The sequence below is a fragment of the Lewinella sp. IMCC34191 genome (assembly GCF_003390935.1).
GTDB lineage: Bacteria > Bacteroidota > Bacteroidia > Chitinophagales > Saprospiraceae > Neolewinella.
Window position 1 is genome coordinate 189,926 of sequence record NZ_QNQZ01000007.1, and the last position, 18,669, is coordinate 208,594.

Below are 18,669 nucleotides of genomic sequence, written 5' to 3' on the forward strand. Positions count from 1 at the left end.
CGTTATTCCAGCCACCCGTCGGGCGCGATGGGGGAGCGGTTGGCTCCTTCGCAGGGCGCGGTCGGGCGGTCCGGCCCCGCAGGCTCCAGATTGACGCGTCTTTCCGGGGGTAGTGGCGTTCCGCCCAGTTCGGACCGGTCTACGAATATTCGGGCCACCGTCAGGCTTTCCAAGCTGAGGTTACCCAGGACGGTGGTAGACCAAGCGCTCTTGTCGACGAGATTGCCGATGAGGGGGGCCGGCAGTGGGGCGTTGAGGCCGCCTCCGCCTTCGGTCAGATCAAGCAGATTCCGTGAAAAATCGTAGGTCGAACTGTTGATGGAAGCCTGTTCTATTTCCACCAGCAAGCCGCCGGAACGGTCGAGGTCGATGCGCCCCGCTTCGATCCCCTCCGTCAGCGTACCGTCGCTGAATTCGTCACGGAATACACGCCGCCCCGGCACCCGGCTCTCCTCCCAACAGGTGGTGGAGCACAGATAGTCGTAGTAAGCAACGTTGCGTAGGTTGGGATCCTCCACGCAGACACCGCCGCGATAACGCCCCTGCGTGCAGGTAGCACAGATGGACTGCCGCTCCCATTTGCGCAACCGGTATAGGAAATAGTTCGGTACATCGGGTGGATCGGCTACGGTGGTATAGAAGGTCAGAGCCGGAACGAAGCGGTCCCGTAATTCACTGAAGTAGGCCTCCTGGTCGAACCGATAGTCTACATCCCGAATGGAGACCGGTGGTGGCAGGGCCTGCAGCGGACTTTCGATCAGTTCACCTTCGGTCGTTGCTATGGTGATCGCGTACTGGCGCCCCGGCATCGCCGTAAAATCGTCGGGTGGCCGAAAGTACCCGACCGTATCGTCGGATACCCATTCTACCGTTTCCCCCAGGTCGTCCCGGCTCGTCACCCGGGCTCCTTCCACGGCGACCAGGCGATAGTTCTCATAGAGGAGTACGTTGCGCCGGATCGACACGAAACTCTTTCCCGGCTGGTCCGTAATCCGTCCGTCTACCACCAGAAAGCCCTCCTCGAAGACGAAGTTTGGATGTATCGGATCGGTACAGGCCCCTGTCAGAAACAGGCATAGAAGGAGCAGGGCAGGTAATGCGGCAGTGTTCATCGGATCACTCGGGGTCCCAAGAAAAGTACGGCAATTATTATGGATGATGGCAACGGCCGCGCCTGTCTTTAGCTAACCGCACCAAGTAGCCGGCCCTTTCGGCGGTCATTCGTCCGAACATATTTATCATTCAGTCTGGTCTCACTCCCGGTGGTCCGACTACCCAGGCTACCCAAACATCACGCGATCCCCGCCCGTGATCCACCGTCTCATTCGTTTGCAGTAGCGATGGTGGACCTGCGGCCGGGTCACCTTTGGCATCGGGGTCAGGCGGTCGTTCTCATGGCTAACGTTCCGACCACTGGCGGATAGTTACTCTTTGGAGATAAAAAAGCGTCCACCGAAGGTCAGCGAGATGGAGCGTTCGTTGTTTACGCCACGCTGGCCTTCACCGCGCAGGGTGCCGTAGCCAACGCCCATCTCCAGAGCGATAGATGGACGTAGGAAGATGAGGGCCCCGATGGCGGCATCGAAGGAGAAATACCTGGCCTCAATTTGCCCGGAACCGTAGTAGCCGTAATACCGATTCTCCTCCTTCAGCCAGTTATGCAGCATGCCCAACTGGGCGAAGGGAACGAATTGTCGCCGTAGGGGATGAAAAAACTGTCGGAGCGTAAAGCCGGCTCCCCAGGCGGTGGCCTCGCCCGAGAACCCCCTGTTATTCGCCGGAACACGCTGATATTTACCCCGCAAGCCGAATGCGGTAGTTGGCGTCGCGAAGTAATGCGCCTCCGGGCTGATCACGAGTTGATGAACGCCACTTGAAGAAACCCGACTGAAGGACAGGCTGCCCGTACCGAACATCCAGTCATTGATTTTTACATCCGGAACATTTGCCAGCGCTTCGTTCTTGGTCGGCGATAGCCGAAATGCTAGCTGAACGGAAAAGACCATTTGCGACGGGAAATCCCGGTTGGCGACCAGGAATCCAAGCTCATTGGACAGCTGTACGGCGTCCCCGATGGGAATGGTGACCCCACCGTTCGGGTAGAATGCCGAAACGTTCTTTTCTCCGACCAAGTAGCCCGAGAAGTTTAGATAGTCACCGCCTAAGTATAGCCCACCACGAGGTGAATTTAGAAGGTAGCCGCGCAACCCTATCCCAAGCCCTAAGTAATCTTTATTCTTTAAGCTGAGGTGGCCTTCGGTCCGCATACTTAAACCGAGCTGAAGCCAGTCGGTCAACATGAAGCTGTGGTTGGGCAGGGAAAATACAACCGTGGAATTATTGGTACCGCTTGCGCTCCCGAATGCTAGCAGGCCATCGTCGAGCGCGATATCATAGGCCACGTTTTGGAAAGCGACGTGTTGGCCGAAGCCAACCAGGCGATCCCCTCTTTTAAGTTGTGCGGATAGCGAGAGCGACAGCATAGCCGCCGCGACGAAATATATACAACGCATGAGTAATAGGTGAGTGTAAAAGACCAGAATTAAACTCCAAATCAACCTTAAAAGTATATCGGGAAGCCTTGCCGCTACCTTGACGAGACGGATCGGCCTCTAGCAATGTCAACTCAGGGTTAATTTTCGGGAGGTCAATTAATTAAAAACCGTCCGCCAAGCGTAAGGGCCAACGCTCGCTCCTTGCCGACTGCGGGGTGGCTTTCCGCACGAATGTCCGTGTATCCTACTCCTAATTCCAGGGCCAGTGCCGGTTTTAGAAAAATCAGCCCGCCGACTGCCGCGTCCAGCGATACAAACCTTCCCTCCGTCGAATGGTAGAAGTAGTCGCCCAGACTATGTATATCCGCTTCCAACCGATTGTGAATGAACCCGACCTGCGCAAAGGGAACGAATGTACGCTGGAGGGGATACAGGAATTGGCGCAAGGACATACCGACACCGACCGCGCGGGCGGGGCCTTCCATGCCGCGATTATTATCCAGGACGCGTTGATATTTTCCGCGAATCCCAACAGCGGTGGTGCTTGTGGCAAAATAGTGCACTTCAGGGCTCACTAAAAGCTGACTTTGGCCGGTAGTTGCTACCCTGGTATAGCTGAGTCCGCCGGTGCCCAGCATAAAGGTGCCCGAGGCGACGTCGGGTGCCTTGCGGTCCGTGTCCGCCGCGGCAGGGCACAGTAAAAAGCTGAGTTGTATCGAAAACAGCAATTGGCTGGAAACGTCGTGGTTGGCCAGCAATACGCCAACTTCGTTAGACATCTGCACCGTCTCGCCAAGATTCACGGTAAATCCCCCGTTCGGATAAATACCCGATAGGGCATGTTCACCCACCGTTTCACCGCTTAGCCGCAGGTAGTCCACGCCGGCATAGACGGCACCACGGGGATCGTTGGTTAGGTACCCACGTAAGCCGACGTTCAAGCCGAAGAGGTCAGCGCTGCCAAGTCCCTGATGTCCCGCCGTCGTGAGACCGGCCGCCAACTGGAACCTATTTGTAAGCATCCAGCTGTAATTGGGTAGCGAATACACCTGAATGGAGGCGCCCGTTCCACTTGCACTTCCGAAAGACAATAGCCCATCGTCCAGCGGTGTGTCGTACGCTACGTTTTGAAATGCGATGTGTTGTCCGAACCCAAGCAGATGATCTCCCCGTTGCAACTGAGCCTCGGCGACCAATGATGTAAGCACGGAGAGGACGAGAAAATGGAGATGGAGGTGTCTCAATGAGGTTGATTTGAGACTACGAAACTATTCCCATTTTAGATTCTGGAGGTATGTAAAATGAGGCCTGCTTAGTTAAAGTTTTCGCCCCGCGGCAGCAACGATATTTCGGGTTCAACGCCACGTTAGCGGACTCGATTTCCCTGGCGTTATGCTGGTCGTTAACGGCCGGTAGGAGCTGCATTTAGCTCAACTAACGGACGGCCCGTTTTCCTTCCGGGGCACTTCGGTTTGCAGGTCGGGGACATCAGATTTTCATCCGTGGTGACTTCGGGAGCCGGGAAGCAAGCAAGACGGAGCCGGAAGAGCGGGACGCGATGGGTTATGTCAACTCAGGGTTAACTTTTAGAAGGTCGCCGGCACGTAAAGCGGTCGGACGGTTAGCCGTCCAACCGGTAGCGGCGCGACCGGTAATCGTCCGACCGGTACCCGCACGACCGCCAACTACCCCTCGAAAATCACTCGCTCCGTGCCCATGATCCACCCCTCCATCCGCTCGCGATAGAAATTGTGTACCTGCGGCCGCTTCACCTTCAGGGTGGGGGTAAGGCGATCGTTCTCCACGCTGAAGGGCTCCTTGGCCACGACTACCGAAGCCACCTTTTTATAACTCGGCAGCTTTTCGTTCACTATGGCGAGCTGCTGCTCCAGGTCGGTGCGCACGGCGTCGCGGTCGCGGTCCTGGCCGATCTCCGATAGGGAGACGACGAGCAGGGGTTGCGGCATCCCCAGACCCAGGATGCACATCTGGTCGACGTCGGGGTTGCCGGCGAACTTGTCTTCGATCTCGCTCGGGACGATGAATTTCGCCTTCGCCGTTTTGAAGGTATCCTTGACGCGGCCGGTCAGGTAGAGGAAGCCGTCCTCGTCGATGCGGCCCTGGTCGCCGGTATGCAGCCAACCGTCGGCGTCCAGGGTTTCGGCGGTCTTATCGGGGGACTTATAGTAGCCGACCATTGTATTAGGCGACCGGGTCAGTACTTCCTGGGTTTCGGGATCGATGCGGCATTCGGTACCCGGCAGCGTACGACCGACCGAACCGGGACGGTGCTGATCGGCGTAGATCATGTGGCTCACGGCGCCGTTCTCCGTCATGCCGTAGGCTTCCGAGATGGGGATGCCAATACGGGCAAACCACTTCTTCGTCGCTTCGGCGATGGGGGCGGCCCCGGATACGTTGCGACGCGACTGGTCCAGGCCCAGGCCCTTCTGCACCTTGCGTTTGATAAACCAGGACACCAGGGGAATTTTGAGCAGGGTGTCCAGTTTGTTATGCGGCAGTTTTTTCAAAACGCCCTGTTGCAACTTCACCCAGATTCGGGGCACGGCAAAGAAGAAGGTAGGATGGGCATCCTGTAGGTTAGCCGCGAAGCGCTCGATGCTTTCGGTAAAGAAGATCTCGCCCCCATGGGTCAGGCACATCGTTTCGATGGTACCGCGCTCGGCCACGTGGTTGAGCGGGAGAAAGCTGAAGTAGCGGTTGTTGCCGGAGTAATCCATCTTGAGTGGATTTTCATCGTGGAGCTCCCGCATAAGGGCGATTTGGTTCTCTACACTTAGCATGACGCCCTTGGGGGTGCCGGTGGTCCCCGAAGTGAAGATCAGCGTCCAGAGACTATCGCGGGGGGGAAGGGGATTGCCCTCCATCGGCTGGCATTCGTTGAGGATTTCCTCCCAGGCTTTTCCCCGGCTCACCCGCGCGTTGCCGTCGTAGTAGGGAAAGGCGATGATAGGCAGGTCGTCCGGTATGCCGGTAGCCATGCTCTCCCACACTTCCGTTTTGCCCACCATGAGCAGGTCGATATCCCCCAGCTCGATCACCTCGCCGATCTGCTCGCCCGTGAGGGTGGCGAAGAAGGGAACGCTCACGTGGCCCGCCATCATGATGGCCAGGTCGGCGATGATCCACTCCCGGCAATTCTTACTCACCAGCCCTATGTGGCTACCCGGTTTCAGGCCCTGTTGGTGTAAATAGGTAGCTACCCGTCTGGCCATCCGGCCCGCCTCGCCCCAGGTGTAGGTTTCCCACCGCTCGCCGAAGGGCTGGTGGAGGAAGGGCTTTTCGGGTTGGCTGGCCTCCTTTTCGTAAAAGGCTTCAAGGGTGGTCTTATCGTACATGATCAGGTGAACGTGTTTTGGCGGGTGTAAGGTAGCAACGGGGCGGCAGGGCGCAGGTGCGCGAAACTAGCCGCTTTGGCCGCAGAAACTGCCTGGCAGACCCCATTCGGGTGGCTAGACGGTATCCCTTATTCCCCGGATATTACCTGCTTATCGGTAATTGGTAAAACCCGGTAATACACCAACTCCAGCAAGAAGGCACCGATTAAGGAGCCCGCTACCGCCGCCGCATTATCCCACCAATCATAGGGGCGACCTTCCAGCCAAAGAACACCTTCGTAAAGTGCATGCCAGACCAGTATACTCACAGATAAGAGAATGACCCGCTGCTTTCGCTTACCTCCTGGTAAGAGCTTTAAAAGGGTAAATGCAAATGGAAAACCCACCGCCGACAGAAAGCTAGGGGCAATTCCATACCACCACCAAAATTGTGTCTTGCGTACTTCTTGAATATATATACCCGTGCCACCAAGCACTAGTAGTATCAAACATGAGGTAACCATCAACGAGCGGGGAATACGAACGCGATGAAACGCATAAGAAGTAATCATACTGCCAGTATTAAAACCGCCCGGGTCGCTTAGCGGCCCGGGCGTATAAATCCATTATTCACACCCCCAAAGGGAGCAGAAACCGTCCTTAAATCCTTCCACGATTTCTTCGCGGTGATCAATGAGGTAAACGACGCCGCCGAATCCGAGACCGCCGGCAACAGCGAAGACTACGGGAGCCAGGCCCCCGGAAGCAGTGACCAAGGTTTGATTATCTAATGTCTTCATAATACGATTACAATTTATTGGTGAAAATGTCATAAAAAGCAATGAGTGGGACGACCGGAAGCAAAACGACAGCCGCGGCCACCCCCGCGACTACCCCGATTGCATAGGCAGCGTCCCCGTCGGCACCTCCATTCACGGAAGCTAGCTGTTCAGGAAGTAATGGCTTAGAATTGATCATAAAGGGTGAATTTTTAAAAAAATGAGATAATAAGTGCTTAGCGCTATGCCTTTTTACTCCTGCAAATATGAAAGCACGCACTCTCATGATTTGAGAGTGAGGTTAAATTTTCCGTACCAGTGAAAAATAGTTGCTACTGAGCCTAGCTTCAAGCTAAGGCGGCAGTCGACATCCAGCCATTTCCTTTTCATACCTAGCTGAAGAGATACGAAATGGCCGTACCGCCGCCCATAGGCGACGAGATCTTCCTACGCCCGCCGGCATCCCGAAGCGCTCCGGCAACGTTGACCCGTATACCTTCATCCCGGGGCACGGCTGAGGTATCGCACGATCACGCTTGACTTTCGCTTCTGAAAGTTTGCCCGGGCGCGGCAATTTTTACCACACTGCCTACTCCGAATAGCCCTGCTCGATCAAGCCTGCTTAAAGCCACGGTTATGATACCATGCTTGGGCCGGTATAGTGAGCTTCGACCGCTGGGGCATCGTGGCGGAACTGAACCGGGACCGGTTGCCGCTTTTCGCCTACATTACGAACCGACAGGTAGTTCGCCAGCGGATCGCGTCCTATTAGAAGTTTACGCGGATGATTGACCTCAACCACTTTCTCAAGGCCTACCCCGAAGAGCTGCACATACGCAAGCATTTCCTCATCCGCGAGTACCTCCAGTACGAGATCCTCACCATCCTCTTCACCAGCAAATTCGCCCACCGCTATACCTTCCTCGGGGGCACCTGTCTCAGGATCTGTTACGGCACCGAGCGCTTCAGCGAGGGGCTGGACTTCGATAACCAGGATCTCACCGTAGCGGAATTCGAAGAAACGGCCCGCATCATCAAAAGACAAATGGAACTGCGCGGCTTTCGCATCGAACTGAAGTTCGCCTATGAGGGATCCTATCACTGCAGCATCAAATTCCCGGGCCTGCTCTACGGCTACGAATTGAGCGGTCACCGCGAGGCCAAGCTGTTCATCAAAATGGACACCGAGAAGCAGCAATTCCACTATAACCGCGAACTTATTCCGATCAATCTGGTCGGCATCGGAACGGAGGTGCCGGCCGTTCCCCTCTCCCTGCTCGCCAGCCAGAAGATAGCCGCCATCGTCGGGCGTGAACGACCCAAGGGAAGGGATTTCTACGACCTCGCCTGGTGCCTCGAACGTACTGCCCCCGATTACGGCTACCTCGACGAGCGCTTCCGGGTCAGCAACGAAAGCCAGCTCCGCAAGTTTCTGCAGCGCACCATCGCCGACTTCGACTTCGATCTGCTGGCGGAGGACGTCCGCCCCTTTCTGTGTCACCAACGGGACGTGGATGCCATCCGTAATTTCCCGGCCTACTGGCGGACGGTGGACCTGTCCTAGCCCTAGCGGCGGGTGTCCACTAATTGCCTGACGATCCGGTGCACGGTCTGATTCAACTGACCCGCCGTCTTGGGCCCGCTGTGATTGCTGATGAGGGAGATCGCCAGAGCGCGGTCCGGGAAAATGTACAGCCAGTTTTGGGTCCCCGACGAGCCACCGTGGTGGTTGTAGGAGGTCCCGTACTTGTCCCGCCAAACGTTCCAGCAGTAGGCGATATGGCGCGATTTCCCGTCGGTATAAATCACCTCGTGCGAGCGGCGCACCGCCGGATCGTCACTACCTAGTTGCCACGCGGCGTACCGCAGCAGGTCGGGTAGGGTAGCGGTCACGCCGACCCCGCCGCCCCACAGGGAATTATAGCTCAGCGCGGATGGTTCGTCGTTTTCCATCCAGTAGCCGCGTACCGCATCGTTGGTACCCGCGAGACGCAGGTGGGTGTGGTCCATTACGGCCGGCTCCGTCAGAAGCGAGCTAAGCTGCTCACTCAGAGGCATTTCATTTACGCTCTCCAGAATATAGGCCAGTAATTCCGTTCCCGCGCTGCTGTAGGAGTAGGTCGTACCGGGTGCTTCGGTGAGTTGGACGGTGGCGAGATCTTTCCAGAATTGCTCCTTGCCATATGCTTCCTCCAGTTCGTGGAAGCGGTCCGGCACGTCGGCGGCGAAGGTCTCGAACACCCCATTCCAGGCCAGGGGCAGGAAGCCGGGCAAACCGGAGGTATGCGTCAGCAGGTGCTTGATCCGAATCGGCTCGCCATCCATCTCCAGGTTGGGATAAGCCGCCGGTAAATACGTACGTACATCCTCGTCCAGGGATAGCTTCCCGGTCTCGACGGTAGCCGCGGCGAGGTAGCCGACCATCGTCTTCGTGACCGAGGCAATCTCGTAGACGGTTCGGTCGGTAGGTGTATTTCCCTCACCCGCACTTAGCTCTCCGAAGTGGCGGGTTACCGGCTCACCGCCTACCCAAACCCCCACCGAAAGGGAACGAATCTCGGGTTTCCGGAGTAGTTTCTCCCCTTCGCGACGCAGTATCCGAGCTACCGATGCCGTGTCCGTAACGTTCTGTGCCCAAGTCGGTTGGCCGACCAGCAAAAGCAAAAAAAATATCGTGTAGCTACCCGGATTGACGCACCTCATCCGACAAGAATACCGCCCCCCGCTCACAACTTCGGTTAAGAAACTTATAAATTGGGCGACGGAGCGCAGGTAATAGGCTACCTGGGAAAAGGTCAAGCTTACCGCAACGAGAAGCTAACCCTGCCCCCGCCAACCGCTGCGACCACCCACCCAGAGACCAACGATCTACCAGACAAAAGAATAAAAATCCCCCTGACCATTGAAACGAGCTACCAATCTACTCTTCCTCTTTGCCATCCTGCTTTCTGCCCGCGCTCCGGCGCAAATATTACCTGAGTCGCTGACCGACGGGCCAACGGCCAATAGTGACGAGGGGCGGCCACTGACCTACTACCTCCCCGATCTGGACTACGATCCCGATATCCCCACGCCCGAGGAGTTTCTGGGCTGGCAGATCGGCGACTGGCACATCAGCCACGACCTGCTGCAGGCCTACATGCGTGCCCTCGCCGCGAGCAGCGACCGCATAAGTCTGGAAGTGATCGGTCACACCTACGAGCAGCGCCCCTTGCTGAACCTGATCTTCACCACCCCCGAAAACCACGGATGGCTGGAAGAACTGCGCCAGATGCACGTAAACTGGAGCAGCCCGGAGGGCGGCATGAGCGATGGTGACCTGGAGGAGGTACCCGGCGTCCTTTACCAGGGCTACAGTATCCACGGGAACGAGCCCAGCGGAGGAAACGCCGCGCCAATGGCCGCCTACTACCTGGCCGCGGCGCCGATGAGTGAGGTGGGGGAGCTATTGAGCAACAACGTTATCGTCTTCGACCCCTGCTACAACCCCGATGGCTTCAACCGCTTCGCCAGCTGGGCAAATAGCCACAAGAACAAAAACATGACCGCCGACGGCCAGGACCGCGAATACAACGAGGCCTACCCCCGCGGGCGGAGCAACCACTACTGGTTCGACCTGAACCGCGACTGGCTACCCGTACAGCACCCCGAGAGTCAGGCGCGGATCGCGCAGTTCCACCGCTGGAAGCCGAACGTGCTCACCGACCACCACGAGATGGGTACGGATGCCACCTTCTTCTTCATGCCCGGCGAGCCTACCCGCGTGCACCCGATGACCGCCCCCGTCAACCAGGAGCTGACCGGACGCATCGGCGAATACCATGCCGCCGCCCTGGATAAGATCGGCTCGCTCTACTACAGTGGGGAGGGCTACGACGACTTCTACTACGGCAAGGGATCTACCTACCCGGATATCTTCGGCACGGTGGGCATCCTCTTCGAGCAGGCCAGCTCGCGGGGCCACCTGCAGGAATCCGAAAACGGTATCCTCACCTTTCCTTTTACCATCCGGAATCAGGTGACCACCGCGCTGAGCACCTACGAAGCACTGGAAAACCTGCACGACGACCTGCTGACCTACCAACGGGAGTTTAATCTGGACGGCGTGACCGAAGACGGGTACGTCATCGACACCGACGGCGACCCCGGCCGTTCGCGGGAACTGGCCGACATCCTGGCGCGCCACGGACTACCCGTACAGTATGGTACTAACGACGAAGGTTCGGCCTACTACGTACCTAAGACCCCCTTCAGCGAGGCGGCCTTCGAACCGATCCTGGAATTCGAGGACAGCCTCTTCTATGATGTATCCACCTTCTCGCTGCCCATGGCCTTCAACCTCCCGTATCGGCAGGTGAGCGGCGGCGCACCGGGAGAAATGGAGTGGTCGGACTACACCATGGGCGAAACCTCGCCCGATATCGACCGTACGCAGGCGCAGTACGCCTACTTTATCCCTTCCGACGACTATTACTCGGTGAAGGCGATCTACTTACTGCAGGATGCCGGTGTCCGGGTGAAAGTGAGCGACCAGGCTTTCTCCCTTGGCCAGGGCGCGGATCAACTGGGCCGGGGAACGGCCATGGTGCCGGTCTACGGCCAGGACATGGACGCCGACGAACTGCACCGCATTGTCAGTGAGGTAGAGGATGAAACCGGCATCGACATCGTGACTACGAACAGCGGCACCGTTGATCCCGGCGGGCTGATGCTTGGCTCCCGCTCCGCCTACCAAACCCTGCGCAAGCCAGAGATCGCCCTGCTGATCGAAGGCAGCACCAGCAGTCTTGATGTCGGCGAAACTTGGCACCTGCTCGACCAGCGGTTCGGGATCCCGATCACGAAGCTTCCCATCGACGAAGTCGGCCGCGCCGACCTGAGCCGCTACAATACCATCATCATGCCCGACGGCTGGTACAGCGGCCTGGATAAATCCGTCGCCGAAGCCCTTCAGGGATGGATGGGCCGTGATAAGGTTTTCATCACCGTCGAGCGAGCCGGCACCTGGGCGGCCGACCACGGTCTGGCGGACATCACCGTCCGGAAAACCACGAATCCAGACAGTGCCATCACCCAGCGCCCCTACGAAAAGGCCGATCGGGACCGCGGCGGTCAAGTCCTCGGTGGATCGATCTACCGCACCGAAGCCGACCTGACCCACCCGCTGCTATTCGGCATGAACCGGGAGGAAATCCCCGTCTTCCGCAGTGGTACCCTCCTCTACGAACCGGCCGAGAACGTCTACGCAACGCCCGTGCGCTACAGTGACGATCCCCTCATCAGCGGCTATAGCCCGCGCGGCTTCGCCGAAAAGGCCGCCGGCAGCGCCGCGGTCCTCGTCAGTGGCAGCCGTGGCGGCCGGACGATCTCCTTTGCCAGTAACCCGAACTTCCGCGCCTTCTGGTACGGTACGAACCGGCTGTTCATGAACGCCGTCATGTTTGGGAATACGATAAATGGGTCTACGGTGGAGTAGAGGCAAGGGGTAAAGGGGCTAAGGTTGGAAGGGGTAAAGGTGGCATGACAGACTGCGTGACAACTTCATATAATGTGCCGGACGACTACGAAGCCGTGTCTACCGCGCTACCTTTACCCCTTTACCTTTTTGCCCCCTAACCCCTTCACCCCTTGAGTAAGAAATTCTACGCCGCCCAAATCCAGGCCATAGCCGAAGCCCTGCAAAACATCTTCCAGGAGGAAGCCTACGCCGACCGAGAAATTGCGCGGGTGCTGAAGGCCGATAAGCGGCGCGGCAGTAAGGACCGGGCGTTCATCGCCGAGCATACGTACGGTATCGTGCGGTACTACCGGCTGTACGCCTACGTGGAGGGAAGTGAGCCGAAGGGTACGGCTGAATGGTGGCGACTCATAGGTATTCACCTGATTCATGCGGGCTTTACATTGCCGGATTGGCGGGAATTTGCCGGCCTGGATGAGCAGGGGGTGAAGGAGAAGCTGATCGCGGCTGAAGACCGGCTGGTGCTGCGGGAGAGTATCCCCGACTGGCTGGATGAAGTGGGGAAGGAGCAACTAGCGGACGAATGGCCGGCCACGATTGCCGCCCTGAACGATCAGGCGCCGGTGGTGCTACGGGTCAACACACTGAAGGCGGATAGCAAGCAAGTCATTGAAGAGCTGGCGCGTGAAGGAATCGTGGTCGAACCGATCGCGGAGCATTCTCTGCTGGTCACCGAGCGGAAAAATCTTTTTCGTACGAAGGCCTTCCAGCAGGGGCACTTTGAAGTGCAGGACTTCAGCAGCCAGCAGGCGGCACCCGCCCTGGAGGTGGAGCCGGGTCAGCTGGTTATCGATGCCTGTGCCGGGGCGGGGGGTAAAAGCCTGCACCTGGCCGCACTGATGGAAAATAAGGGGCGGCTGCTTAGCCTCGACATCCACGGCTGGAAGCTGGAGGAACTGAAGCGCCGCGCCCGACGCAATGGCGTAGCGAATCTGGAGACCCGTCCCATCACCTCAACAAAGGTCATCAAGCGGCTAGCCGGAAAAGCCGACCGCGTATTGCTGGACGTGCCCTGTTCCGGACTCGGGGTATTGCGTCGTAACCCGGACGCCAAGTGGAAGCTTTCGCCCGAGACGATCGACCGGGTAGTGGCGGAGCAGGATAACATCTTGTCCAGTTATTCCCGAATGGTGAAGGAGGGAGGGAAAATGGTGTACGCCACCTGCAGTATCCTGCCCCGGGAGAACGGTCAGCGGGTGGAGCATTTTCTATCCTCGGAGGCCGGGCGGGGCTGGGAGCTGGAGTACAGCCATAGTTATCTGCCGCAGCGAGAAGGTTACGATGGATTCTTCGTGAGCCGGTTATCCAAGACCCGGTAGCGATCCATCGTGCCGATATTCTTAGCCTCGAAAGTACCGATCCGCTCACAGTCGAAGGCGGTACCCAGCAGCTTGCGGGTTTCCTCACTGATGGTGACTTCGCCGGCACAGCCCGCGGTTTCCAGCCTCGCGGCCTGATTGACGGTGTCTCCCCAGACGTCGAAGGCAAACTTATCCCGTCCGACGATACCCGCGACGACCGGTCCGCTATGAATGCCGATCCGGGCGTGGAACTCACTGTGGCCGGCGAGGTACTGCTGAATATCGAGGGCGGCCCGGACGGTATGCATGGCATGCTCCGGATCCACTTCGGGTACGCCGGCAACACACATGTACGCGTCACCAATGGTCTTGATCTTTTCGAGTCCGTGCCGCTCGATAATCTCGTCGAAGGCCCGGAACGTCCGGTCCAGGTCGGCCACCAGATCTTCCGGCTCACGGGTACTGGCGATGCGACTGAAACCGACGAAGTCACTGAACATGACCGTGGTGTGCTCGTGTCGCCGCGCGGTCGCCTTCCCGGTTTCTTTCAGCTCCCGCGCTACGGACTGGGGCAGGATATTCAACAACAGCTCGTCGGATCGCTGCTGTTCCTGCCGGATGCGTTCCTGATATTGCTGCCCCGAGCGATAGCGTAAGTAGAGGAGGCCGAGAGCCACCAAGATGCCGATGGCGAGCACGATGAAAAAATTTCGACGCTGGACCTCTTCCCGCGTCAGCGATCGTTGCTCTTCTAGCAAAATATTCTGCCGCAGATACCGTAAGCTGTCGTTTAGCGACTGAAATTTGAAGGAATCCAACGCCAGGTCCTGCTGCTGAATACGAAGCAGTTGTCGGAGCTGGCTATCATTTAGCGCTTCGATCTCCTTGTTTTGCAGGGCCACGATCGCCGTCAGGGCGGTTTCGTCGATTTCTTCCACCGTTGGCCGCCGGGACCCCATCGCTTTGGTTGATAGATAGGGCAGGGCAAACGCTTCATCCGCGGAATCCGCGATGGCCCGTAAGGTGGCCGTAATGGTGTCCACCACTGCCACCTGGCCGGCATCATTGAAGCGTTGGGTAGCTACGCGCAGGGCTTGTATCCCCCTTACCCGGTCCTCGGCACGCGCCTTCGGGTTTTCCAATAAGGCCCGGCCGAGTAAATACTGGCCGTGCCCCTCGACATCAGCTAACCGTTGCTGGCGCCCGGATTCAATCAGCGCCTCACTCTGCGTTATCGCCTGCTCGTATTGCCGGCGGGAAAGCATGTCCCGGATGGTCGCTATCTGGTTGTCGTACAGTTGCTGGCTACCGACACCTAAGGGCAATACGGCAAATAGCAGAATGAGCCACCGACAAAGCATTTGTGGGGCCCAACGCGAATGGCTCTTCGAATGGTGGAGGGGCAAGGTCATTTGGTGGGATCGTGTCCCCAATTCTTCAGGCTGTAGGCCCAATCGGTACCGGCCGCGTCACCGTCTGGTCTCTGGGCCAGGTGACGATGTACGTAACTGACGACTTTTTGCATATGATCGTAGTCGCCCCGGGTTAGGTCATCCTTCTTTTTACGCTTGATCTTAACGATCTTCTTCCCGCTTTTGTGACCGGTACTTTCTCCCGATTTATCGTCACCGACGGATTTGGATGCTTCGGTGTCCAACCATTCTTCCAGCTCCTTGGGTGCCATGTTGACGGCGTCGTAGAATTCATCGTAAATCTGGTCTTCCGACTTATCGGCCATGATCGCGGTATTTGCTATTCCTATATGTCAGACGTAACACGGCAGGTTCGGAAGGCATAAACGTAGGGGGAATACTTCGTGCGTGCTATATTCAATCCCATGTTAAAACAGGAGAATCTGGAGATCGAGCGTCAGGGCAATCGGTTAAACATCACTTACCGCTGGCGTACCTCCACGGCCTACGGCCTATTATTTTTCGCCGCCATCTGGAACGGTATTCTATTGCTGTTCCTGTTCTTCGGAGCTGGGCTATACATCAGCGTTCATCTGCTGATTGGCCTATTGGTTGCCTACTATGGACTTTGTCTCTTCCTGAATCGCACGGTCATCTCCGTGAATAGCCAGCAGTTGACCGTATCCCATGGCCCGTTGCCCAGTCTGAGTAGAAACCAGGTCGTCATTTCCCGGGAAGTGAAGCAACTGTACTTAAAACGAAGCGGAAGTGTTAAGTCAGGCAACAAAACGACCCAGCTGTACGCGCTCAAACTTCGCGCCCGGGATAAACGGGAGGTCAAGTTGATGGGGGGGATTCCCGATAAAGCATTGGGTGAAGAAGTGGAACGCGCGATTGAAGAATACCTTGATATAGTTGACGTTCCCGTCGAGGAGCAATTCGAGATGCCTGACCTTGGTTTCCTGAAAAAATTCATCCCGGAGGAAATGCAGCGGGAAATGGAAGAAGTAGGAAGGGAAGTGCAATCCAAGCCCATCCCGCCGACGCCGACACCCATACCGGCAGCACCCGCCAGTTCCGACCACCAGGAGCACGCCGATCACCTGAGTTATGATTTCGCGCTTTGCCACGCCCCCATTGGAGCTGCCTTTCAGGTGCGGGACGCCCCCTACCGCCTGACCGGTGCCGAAGTCATCGAGTGGACCGACGTCCCCGACCGCGAAGTTTCAAAGGTCCTGCAGGCCAGCCCCTTAGCTACCGGACCCGTCCGGCAGTTCTACACTTATCCGGACGGAAATCAGTGGGTGTACTTTGAAGAACGGCCTCTGGACGCGGAGGAGCGGGAAATGCTGGGGTTCGATGCAGCGGACGCGCCCCCATCGCTGCGCAACGGCGACGAACGATATCATGTCTTGTCCCAAAATCGGGGCGTTCTCAAAGCGGGCCACGGGGAAAGGCCGGTGGAAGAATGGATCTATTACAGCTCGCGCGCTACGACGCGATTCCGTGCCATGCAGCTTTCCGGCAGGCAGTGGCGAGTGGCCGTTCAGGAGCCCGTTGACAGCAGCTACATTGAGGCGACAGCTTGATCAGATTCCGTCGGTCGGTGCATCCTTTGCTTTGTCCATGCGTGATTCGAAGGTTTCCCGGTCTCCGCTCCTGACCGCCTCAACCTCTTCGTCGATTTCCCGCTCCAGGAAATAATTGAGGACCGTCCGAATGGTAGCAATCGAGGCTAATTTGCCAATCTGATCCCAGTCTGGCGCAATTGCCGTGCTGATGATATCCGCCGCAAGTTGAAACTCCAGGGCTACGATGAGGTAGCGAGCCAGCGTGAGGCGAAGGGCTACGAAGTCCTGCTCCTTTCGCGTAAAGATGCGCGAAGCATAGAGCCAGAGCGATGCAACCACTCCCCAGGCGATGACCAGCACGCCACAGAGTTCCACCCCGAGCTTGATCCACTCGGCAAAGTGGTAGATGAAGGTTTCCGAAATGTCGTACCAGCCCGTATCGTCCATAATTAGTGAAGGTAGCTGGCACCGTTCAAATCAAGTACCGACCCGGTAGTGAATTTGGCTTCCGGACTGGCCAGGTACAGGATCGCCCGGGCCACCTCTTCCACCGTTGCCACCCGGTTGAGCGGGCTTTGCGCTTTCACCGCTTTTCCAGCCTCGCCCTGTAGATGCGGCCGGGCCATCGCGGTCTCAATGAAGCCGGGTGCCACGGCGTGTACGGTGATGTTGTCTTTCCCCACCTCCTGGGCAAGCGACTGACTCAGGCTGTGTAGCCCCGCCTTGGCGGCGCCGTACCCGATCTGGCCGGCTTCGCCGCGGTAAGCACCCCGGCTGCCCACGTTCACGATCGTTCCACCGCCTTGCTCACGCATATGCTGAATTGCCTGGTAGGCGGCCGCTGCGGGGCCGATCAGGTTGGTGTTGAGGGTTCGCGTAAATATGCTCAGCCATTCTTCAAAGTCCTGGCTGCCGTCGACGGGGTGGGGGAGGAATACTCCCGCGTTATTGACGAGCAAGTTGACGGAGCCCAGCTTCTGAACCGCCCGGTCCACGAGATCTCGGGCCGATTGGGGGTCTGCCAAGTCGGCCTGTAAAACAGCATGTCCCGTACCGTTCAATGAAGCCACCACGTCTTCCGCCTCGGATTGTCCGTTGCGGTAATGAACGCATACCCTTGCGCCGGCCTCGGCCAGTAGCTTGGCCGTCGCCCGACCTACTCCGCGGCTGCTTCCAGTGACCAGAGCCGTACGCTTAGAAAAGTCGACTGTTATCATTATGCAAATGTAGCCGGTCAGGTCATACTTTCCGGTTGCCTGAGGCGTCTTATAGTGGATTTACCGACTACCTATGGACTTTTCAAAGCTGTTCTTTCTCTGTTCCTTATTTCTTTTCTCCTCGCTGGTCAGGGCCCAGGGCCTGTCGGACGCCGACCATGTCGAGATGCAGGAGGGAAAGGAGCGCATGGCTACTTTGGTGAAGCGGGTCTATACCGATAGCGCCCAAGGCCAGCGGTTCGAAGCTACGCGTGATCTGATCAAGCAGCTGGTCCAAACACTCGACCGTCCTCACTCCTTCGACTACGCTTTCGGGGATGTCCCCGGCCTGTCTATCCAGTATGCCCCCGACAGCACATTCCGGATCTTTACCTGGGAGCTAAACGTCGATCGCGAGCAATACCGTCATTACGGGGCGATACAACGGAACGCAAAGGACCTGCAATTGATTCCCCTGGTCGATCGTGGGGATGACTGGTTGGAAAACCCGGAGAATGCATTGGTTGGCGCGGACAACTGGCTGGGATACGCGGTCTATGACATTTTACCCGGCGACACTTATGAAGGGCGTCCGTATTACTTCGTGCTGGGTTATGATAGTTACAGCACCTATCGCCGCCGCAAGGTGCTGGATGTGCTGTACTTCGACGAGGAGGGAAGGCCGAAGTTCGGACTACCCGTCTTCACTACCTACACCGATTCCGGACTGCTACTGGCTGACCGCGCCCGGATTATCCTGGAGTACGCCGCGGAGGCTACTGTTGCCCTACGGGAGGACGATGAACTGGGGGGATTGATCTATGAAAACCTGATCATGATGCCGGGGAGCAACGGTGAGGGACCGGTGCAAGTCCCGGACGGAAGCTATCACCTCCTCGAGATAGACCAAACCGGGCACTGGCGGGAAAACGAGCAAGTCTTCGACCATAAATACGAAGAAGCCCCCCGCGAGGTACCTAGACCAAGCGAGGGGCGCGATATTTTCGGCCGGGGCAACAAACCGGGGGGCGGCGGCTCCGGGCGGTAAACCAACAGTAG

General features: G+C 57.7%; 16 protein-coding genes. 5 read left to right on the forward strand and 11 right to left on the reverse strand.

All coding sequences use genetic code 11. From position 1 onward, the window contains the following. Positions 1-2: 2 nt before the first annotated feature. The 6 genes from DRW39_RS14625 to DRW39_RS22285 form a co-directional block, all read right to left on the reverse strand. Complete coding sequence (locus tag DRW39_RS14625) at positions 3-1,112, reverse strand: DUF4249 family protein (RefSeq protein ID WP_116107802.1); 1,110 nt, start codon at positions 1,110-1,112, stop codon at positions 3-5. A 312-nt stretch (positions 1,113-1,424) separates the two neighbouring features. Next, on the reverse strand, positions 1,425-2,513 hold the full coding sequence (locus DRW39_RS14630) for a hypothetical protein (RefSeq protein ID WP_157976128.1): 1,089 nt from the start codon (positions 2,511-2,513) through the stop codon (positions 1,425-1,427). Positions 2,514-2,647: 134 nt separating this feature from the next. Next, on the reverse strand, positions 2,648-3,739 hold the full coding sequence (locus tag DRW39_RS14635) for a hypothetical protein (protein ID WP_116107804.1): 1,092 nt from the start codon (positions 3,737-3,739) through the stop codon (positions 2,648-2,650). 441 nt (positions 3,740-4,180) lie between these two features. Beyond that, complete coding sequence (locus DRW39_RS14640; protein WP_116107805.1) at positions 4,181-5,854, reverse strand: AMP-binding protein; 1,674 nt, start codon at positions 5,852-5,854, stop codon at positions 4,181-4,183. A 128-nt stretch (positions 5,855-5,982) separates the two neighbouring features. After that, the gene (locus tag DRW39_RS14645; protein ID WP_157976129.1) at positions 5,983-6,405 is read right to left on the reverse strand and encodes a hypothetical protein; all 423 of its coding nucleotides are present in this window, start codon (positions 6,403-6,405) and stop codon (positions 5,983-5,985) included. A gap of 54 nt (positions 6,406-6,459) precedes the next feature. After that, entirely contained in the window at positions 6,460-6,633 is a 174-nt protein-coding gene (locus DRW39_RS22285; protein WP_157976130.1) for a hypothetical protein, read from the reverse strand. Positions 6,634-7,396: 763 nt separating this feature from the next. Here DRW39_RS22285 and DRW39_RS14650 point away from each other — a divergent pair. Continuing rightward, positions 7,397-8,176, forward strand: a complete 780-nt coding sequence (locus DRW39_RS14650) for a nucleotidyl transferase AbiEii/AbiGii toxin family protein (RefSeq protein WP_116107807.1) — start codon at positions 7,397-7,399, stop codon at positions 8,174-8,176. A gap of 2 nt (positions 8,177-8,178) precedes the next feature. Here DRW39_RS14650 and DRW39_RS14655 read toward each other — a convergent pair whose 3' ends face one another. Further along, positions 8,179-9,315 (reverse strand): serine hydrolase domain-containing protein, encoded by a 1,137-nt coding sequence (locus tag DRW39_RS14655; protein WP_116107808.1) that lies wholly within the window; start codon positions 9,313-9,315, stop codon positions 8,179-8,181. Positions 9,316-9,514: 199 nt separating this feature from the next. On the opposite strand from DRW39_RS14655, the gene DRW39_RS14660 reads away from it, so the two are divergent. Further along, a complete protein-coding gene (locus DRW39_RS14660) occupies positions 9,515-12,088 on the forward strand; it encodes a M14 family zinc carboxypeptidase (RefSeq protein WP_232830158.1) in 2,574 nt (857 codons plus the stop codon). A 152-nt stretch (positions 12,089-12,240) separates the two neighbouring features. Beyond that, positions 12,241-13,449 (forward strand): RsmB/NOP family class I SAM-dependent RNA methyltransferase, encoded by a 1,209-nt coding sequence (locus DRW39_RS14665; protein WP_116107809.1) that lies wholly within the window; start codon positions 12,241-12,243, stop codon positions 13,447-13,449. Here DRW39_RS14665 and DRW39_RS14670 read toward each other — a convergent pair. Both DRW39_RS14670 and DRW39_RS14675 read right to left on the reverse strand, forming a co-directional pair. After that, positions 13,407-14,756, reverse strand: coding sequence for an adenylate/guanylate cyclase domain-containing protein (locus tag DRW39_RS14670; RefSeq protein WP_157976131.1), 1,350 nt, complete (start codon positions 14,754-14,756; stop codon positions 13,407-13,409). The two genes, DRW39_RS14665 and DRW39_RS14670, sit on opposite strands and share 43 nt — an antisense overlap. Before the next feature lie 83 nt (positions 14,757-14,839). Further along, complete coding sequence (locus DRW39_RS14675) at positions 14,840-15,169, reverse strand: DUF3140 domain-containing protein (RefSeq protein ID WP_116107811.1); 330 nt, start codon at positions 15,167-15,169, stop codon at positions 14,840-14,842. Positions 15,170-15,268: 99 nt separating this feature from the next. On the opposite strand from DRW39_RS14675, the gene DRW39_RS14680 reads away from it, so the two are divergent. Then, positions 15,269-16,432: a hypothetical protein gene (locus tag DRW39_RS14680; RefSeq protein WP_116107812.1), complete on the forward strand. Its 1,164-nt coding sequence runs from the start codon at positions 15,269-15,271 to the stop codon at positions 16,430-16,432. Here DRW39_RS14680 and DRW39_RS14685 read toward each other — a convergent pair whose 3' ends face one another. Beyond that, positions 16,433-16,861 carry a DUF1622 domain-containing protein gene (locus DRW39_RS14685; RefSeq protein ID WP_116107813.1) on the reverse strand — a complete coding sequence of 143 codons (429 nt, stop codon included), beginning with the start codon at positions 16,859-16,861 and terminating at the stop codon, positions 16,433-16,435. 2 nt (positions 16,862-16,863) lie between these two features. After that, positions 16,864-17,631 (reverse strand): SDR family NAD(P)-dependent oxidoreductase, encoded by a 768-nt coding sequence (locus DRW39_RS14690; RefSeq protein WP_116107814.1) that lies wholly within the window; start codon positions 17,629-17,631, stop codon positions 16,864-16,866. 73 nt (positions 17,632-17,704) lie between these two features. Here DRW39_RS14690 and DRW39_RS14695 point away from each other — a divergent pair, with 73 nt between their 5' ends. After that, positions 17,705-18,658, forward strand: a complete 954-nt coding sequence (locus DRW39_RS14695; protein WP_116107815.1) for a hypothetical protein — start codon at positions 17,705-17,707, stop codon at positions 18,656-18,658. Positions 18,659-18,669: the final 11 nt, after the last annotated feature.

Coding starts and splice junctions, on each gene's coding strand:
- DRW39_RS14685 (WP_116107813.1), bottom strand. CDS start 16,861: ATGGACGATACGGGCTGGTACGACATTTCGGAAACCTTCATCTACCAC.
- DRW39_RS14650 (WP_116107807.1), top strand. CDS start 7,397: ATGATTGACCTCAACCACTTTCTCAAGGCCTACCCCGAAGAGCTGCAC.
- DRW39_RS14625 (WP_116107802.1), bottom strand. CDS start 1,112: ATGAACACTGCCGCATTACCTGCCCTGCTCCTTCTATGCCTGTTTCTG.
- DRW39_RS14640 (WP_116107805.1), bottom strand. CDS start 5,854: ATGTACGATAAGACCACCCTTGAAGCCTTTTACGAAAAGGAGGCCAGC.
- DRW39_RS14675 (WP_116107811.1), bottom strand. CDS start 15,169: ATGGCCGATAAGTCGGAAGACCAGATTTACGATGAATTCTACGACGCC.
- DRW39_RS22285 (WP_157976130.1), bottom strand. CDS start 6,633: ATGAAGACATTAGATAATCAAACCTTGGTCACTGCTTCCGGGGGCCTG.
- DRW39_RS14680 (WP_116107812.1), top strand. CDS start 15,269: ATGTTAAAACAGGAGAATCTGGAGATCGAGCGTCAGGGCAATCGGTTA.
- DRW39_RS14655 (WP_116107808.1), bottom strand. CDS start 9,315: ATGAGGTGCGTCAATCCGGGTAGCTACACGATATTTTTTTTGCTTTTG.
- DRW39_RS14630 (WP_157976128.1), bottom strand. CDS start 2,513: ATGCGTTGTATATATTTCGTCGCGGCGGCTATGCTGTCGCTCTCGCTA.
- DRW39_RS14695 (WP_116107815.1), top strand. CDS start 17,705: ATGGACTTTTCAAAGCTGTTCTTTCTCTGTTCCTTATTTCTTTTCTCC.
- DRW39_RS14645 (WP_157976129.1), bottom strand. CDS start 6,405: ATGATTACTTCTTATGCGTTTCATCGCGTTCGTATTCCCCGCTCGTTG.
- DRW39_RS14690 (WP_116107814.1), bottom strand. CDS start 17,631: ATGATAACAGTCGACTTTTCTAAGCGTACGGCTCTGGTCACTGGAAGC.